The 4832-nt window shown below is 48.1% G+C and carries 4 protein-coding genes and 2 pseudogenes; 1 reads left to right on the top strand and 5 read right to left on the bottom strand.

Translation table 11 applies throughout. From position 1 onward, the window contains the following. Window positions 1-352 (top strand): annotated as a pseudogene (locus Q0340_RS03270) (elongation factor P); the annotation flags it as partial. A gap of 273 nt (window positions 353-625) precedes the next feature. Here Q0340_RS03270 and Q0340_RS03275 read toward each other — a convergent pair. The 5 genes and pseudogenes from Q0340_RS03275 to Q0340_RS03295 all read right to left on the bottom strand — a co-directional run. Continuing rightward, on the bottom strand, window positions 626-859 hold the full coding sequence (locus Q0340_RS03275) for a SelT/SelW/SelH family (seleno)protein (RefSeq protein ID WP_295098848.1): 234 nt from the start codon (window positions 857-859) through the stop codon (window positions 626-628). A 150-nt stretch (window positions 860-1009) separates the two neighbouring features. Then, entirely contained in the window at window positions 1010-1720 is a 711-nt protein-coding gene (locus tag Q0340_RS03280; RefSeq protein ID WP_298082143.1) for a metallophosphoesterase, read from the bottom strand. Between the two features lie 451 nt (window positions 1721-2171). Next, window positions 2172-3224 carry a GDSL-type esterase/lipase family protein gene (locus Q0340_RS03285; protein ID WP_298082144.1) on the bottom strand — a complete coding sequence of 351 codons (1053 nt, stop codon included), beginning with the start codon at window positions 3222-3224 and terminating at the stop codon, window positions 2172-2174. Continuing rightward, the gene (locus Q0340_RS03290; RefSeq protein WP_298082145.1) at window positions 3217-4527 is read right to left on the bottom strand and encodes a DUF459 domain-containing protein; all 1311 of its coding nucleotides are present in this window, start codon (window positions 4525-4527) and stop codon (window positions 3217-3219) included. Before Q0340_RS03290 ends, Q0340_RS03285 begins: the two co-directional genes overlap by 8 nt. Continuing rightward, a pseudogene (locus Q0340_RS03295) lies at window positions 4528-4832 on the bottom strand (hypothetical protein); the annotation flags it as partial.

Consider the following 4832-nt stretch of genomic DNA (forward strand, 5'->3'; position numbering starts at 1 on the left):
GTATCTCTACGACGACGGCGAGGCGTGTCAGTTTATGGATACCGATAGTTACGAACAGATTGCGATCAGCGACGAGGACGTAGGCGAGGCGAAAAAATGGATGCTTGACGGCATGATGGTGGATATTATGTTTTACAACGGCAAGGCGATCGGCGTCGAGGTTCCGCAGGTGGTGGAGCTTAAGATTGTAGAAACCGCGCCGAATTTCCGCGGCGATACGCAGGGCAGCAATAAAAAGCCCGCCACGCTTGAGACCGGCGCCGTGGTACAGATCCCATTTCACGTGCTCGAAGGCGAGGTCATCCGCGTAGATACCGTCCGCGGCGAGTATATCGAAAAAGCAAACAAATAACTTCTCTATTTTTGCGAAATTTTAATTTCGCAAAAATTCCTCTTTCTTTTAAAATTTATAAACTCAGATCGATAAATTTAAACCGCATCGGTTGCGCAAATTTGATTAAAATGGCTTTTCGAATTTGCCGCAGCGTGGATCATTTAATCTAAATTTTGCGTAGCGCCGATCTGGCAAATTTAGGATGGTTTTACGATTAAATTTACGGATAATTAAAATTTGAGTATAAAAACGCCCGAAAGCAAATCTTGTGATCCGCTTTCGGGCTTTGAACTAGGCTGCAACTTTAATTAGATTTAAAATTTCACCTTCACTTGGGAAACGAGGCTTAGCAAAATCTTTATTGAAGAAAAGCTTTCTGCCGTCAACTTCTACTAGAAAGTCTCCGCTGCCACCAGGGGCCAACTCGACAACTGCATCCTTATAGACGCTTGTTATTTCATCTCTCACACGGAGAGCTTGCGGTCTATAAGATCAAGAATTACAATAAGTAATTACAACCTTCATCTTTATTCCTTTCTAAAAAAGTGCCACATTCTAGCAGAACTAGCTTAAATTTTAATATAAAAGTTGGGTTCCGCGCGCCTCAGCATTTAAAATTTATGGGCAGAATTTCGCCGTTTGCAAGCTTTAAATTTTGCTGCTGCGGGCTTAAGGCTAGCCCTCAAATTTTAAAATTTCATCGTAGCAGAGATAAAAATCGCAGCCGTGCGCATGGAATTTCTTATCGCCGTGAAAGTGTCCGAAATACCACCGCTCAGGTCTTACGAGCTCAAAGATCCTCTCTAAATACTCAGACGTTTTATCGGGGGTACTTTTGCCGCACCAAAGGTATTCTTTTAAAAATTTCATCGCAAACCCTGGCGCCGTGTGGCTTAGCACCGCATCGATCCGCCCGCCCGTAGCGATGAAATCGCGCGCATTTTGCACCGCATAGCTAAACTCCTCCTCGCTCGGAATTTCGCGCGCCCACCAGCTAAGCCCCGGTATCCGATGCACCTTATCGACGCTAAGCGCGCCACCGAAGCACAAAAAATGTCGCCCTGCAATCTCGTAAATTTCGCCGCGCTGCAGCCAAAAAATATTCTCGCCGCCCACGCCCACGGTGCCGCCGAATTTTCGCTCGCGCGGCAGCTGATCCAACATATCGAAATTTTCGTGATTGCCGTCGATAAAAAGAAGCGTAGCGGGGAAATATCTTTCTATATTTTTGCGCGCCATAAACTCATCTATCCGCTCGCTCCAAAATAGCCCGAAATCTCCGAGCACGATGACGAAATCATCGGCGCTAAGCCCGCCCGCAAAGGCCTTGTTCGTTATTTTGCCGATCTCGTTTATTCCGTGCGTATCGCCGCAAAGATATATCATCTGTCTCTCCTTTTTTGCTTTCTTAAATTTAACTCGCCGCGCTTTGCCACAGCCCATGCGAATAGAAATTTTAAGCGCTAAATTTTACACGGCGCACGCCGCACGACCCTCTGTGCTCCGAGCTGCAACCGCGCAAATTTAATCCAAATTAAAAGCGTAAATTTAGGCGAGGTATTTTAAAAAACGCAGGCATCAAGCCTATCGACGCGTAAATTTAAAGCCGCGGCCTCTGATCTTAAATTTCGCGGCGCAGATTTAAGCGGCGAAATCCAAGTAGGCGCAGCTTTGCTTACTGCCGCTAAATTTTAAATTTAGCGACGAACTTTGTAAATTTTATAGCGAACCACGTAAATTTAGCGGCAGATTGTGCAATTTCCACAAAGAGCTTTGTAAATTTTCACAACGAACTTTATAAATTCCACGGCGAGCCGCCTAAATTTAAAGATTAATTTTAAAGCCTGCCGCGCAATTTCGTCGCCAGCGCTGCGCCGATTTTTTCGTAGCCCTCTTTTTGCAAGTGGATTTCGTCAGGGCGAATAAGCCCACGCTCGCGCCAGCCGCGCCAGCCGCCATCCTCATCCATAAGACCGGCTATGTCGTAAAACATCGCCCCTTCATCTCGCGCCAGATGCGCTAGCACCTCCGCAGCGCGTGAGGCGTTTGGCACTTTAGGGCTTCGCGGCGGCGCTACGAGCAGGATTTTTGCACCGGGAGCTGCGGAGCGAACGGAGCGAAGCAGCCCACGGACGCTTTGGTAGAATTTTTGTTCATCAAATTTCGGATCCATCGCGTCGTTTGTGCCGTAAGCGATGACTACCAGATTGTATCTAAGTCCTGAAAAATCCCTACCAAAGGCATCTGCACCCCATTTTTCGTAGAGGTTGCTAAACGCGCCGTTGCTCGCGCAAGAGTCTGCAAAGCGCGCGTTTTTACGATAAATTTTATATCCTCCAAGCTCTGCTCCGTCACGCAGCGATCGAATTTCGATCGGAAATCTAAGTCGCAGCTTAGAATACTCCCATTTCTGCGGCACTTCTTGCGAAATATACGCGCTTAGCCCACTTGCATCGCGCACGCGAAAAATCTCGCCGCCCTGATCCGATTTATGTAAAATTTCGACGTAAAAATCGCCGCTAAGCTGCTTTAGCTCCAGTCGCACATTAGCGCCCTTTTTGCCGGTAGCGATCACTCCGCATAACGGGAAATCGGGGTCTTGCTCGGTGCGAGACGAGATTACATTAAAGCCGCTTTGCTTAAATTCTATATTTTCGCTTTTGTGATATTTAGGCATCATTGCAGGCACGAAGCCGACGCTGTTTTGCACGAAAAAGCCGTGCCTGAAAGCATCTATCAGCGCGTCGCTTCCTAAATGCGAATCGCCAAAAAATTTCACTCCAAAGCCCGCAGAGCTTTTTGCGTTTGCGGAATTTATGCCGCGGACGCCTGCGTTTGCCGCGCATCCGCCTAATAATGCGGCAAATAAAATGACCATAAACTTACTCAACTTCAATCCTTGATAAAATTTCTTTCGCTACCGCTTCGCAACCCTCTTTGCTCATATGAATGCCGTCGTCTTGGCGCACGCGCACGAGCTTGGAGCCGCTTTGCAGATAGGTTTTATAGACGCCTTTTTCGCACACCAGCGGGGTTGTTTGCATAAAATACCCGCCAAGCGCCATACTAGCGTCGGCATATATTTGATTTAGCAGCTGCGTTTTCTCCTCAAAATCCGGCTTTTGCATACACGGCATCGCTAGCCACAGCACTCCCGCGCCGTGCGAGTGCGCCGTATCGTAGATCTCGCGCACTCTTGAGGCGTAAAACTCTCGCCAGCGCGGCGTTTTAATGCCATAAGTTTTACCCCCTGCGCGGTACTCCCAGACGTCGTTGGCGCCCAGAAGCACGACTACGAGCTTAACGCCGCCATTCTCTCTAAGCGCAGTATCGAGCGTCTTTTGCCAGTCGAAAGATTTCTTGCTCGCAAGCCCCGTAGATTGCTTGCTAAGATCGATCACCCTCAGGCTTCGCTTCGGGAAAAATTTCTTAGCGTTCATCCCCACGTATTGCATCAGACTATCGCCCATAAAAAGCACCTCATCGCCTGCATTTAGGCGGATTTTGCCATCGTCGCTAAGCGAAATTTTAGCATCAATCTCCGCGGAGCTTTGCGTAGTTAAATTCTGCTCCAAAGCCTGCGGAACAGGGAGTTGAGGATCAGAATTTTCGCCGCTTTGCAAGGTTGCGCTTGCCGTGACGGGATTTTGCGACGCAGAGGAGCTGTGCGGCACAGAGCTTGTTGTAGTCTGGCTTTGTGACACGGAATTTTGCGAAGTAGAATTTTGAGGGATGGAATTTTGTGTGTAAGGCTCCTGCGCCGAATCGCGCGTCTTTGAATGATGTGTAGAATTATTTAAAGCTGAATTCTTCGCGGCATGGGCTTGCGGCTTGCTACCTTGCGACTTAACGCTTTGCGAAGCATCGTGATCTCGCGCCCTCGTGCTTTGCAAAGCTTGATTTTCCGCCATACGATCTTGCGCAGGTTTTTTAAAATTTTTGCTTCCGCTATGCGGACTTGCGTCCTCATCCTTGCTAATGTCCTCGCCTTTGATACGCTGCTCAAGCTTATCTGCACCATTTGCAATCTTTTCGTAGATCTCTCCGCCTACGCGAAACGGCGAGCGGCGCAGCCATTCTTCTAGCCCGAAATCATCGTGAAATCGCTGCTCCAAATAATAAAGCAGCGAGCCTTGCATAAAAAATGCCGAGAAAAGCAGCGCAAAAAGCAGAGTCGAAACAAACCTAAGCATCTAAAATCCTGCGTAGATGAAATTTGGAATTCCGCTTGGCATCAGCGCGAAAATCAGCGTGAATATCACGCCGAGCGCGAGAGCTTTAGGCAAAAACGGCAGCTCGGCAAAAAGCGCGATCAAAGTATCTTTAAGAGCTGAAATTTTAGGATAAACAAAAATCCCCGCTAAAATCACCGCAAGCACCGCTAGCTCGCTAATATCTCCGAAAGCTCGCGCGCGGGTAAAAGCGCTCAAAATCGCCGCCGCATCTGTCAGGGAATTGGCGAAAAAAATCCAAGCGAAACTTACAAAAATATAGGTGC

It is taken from the genome of uncultured Campylobacter sp., assembly GCF_938045595.1.
In the GTDB taxonomy this organism is placed as follows: Bacteria; Campylobacterota; Campylobacteria; order Campylobacterales; family Campylobacteraceae; genus Campylobacter_B.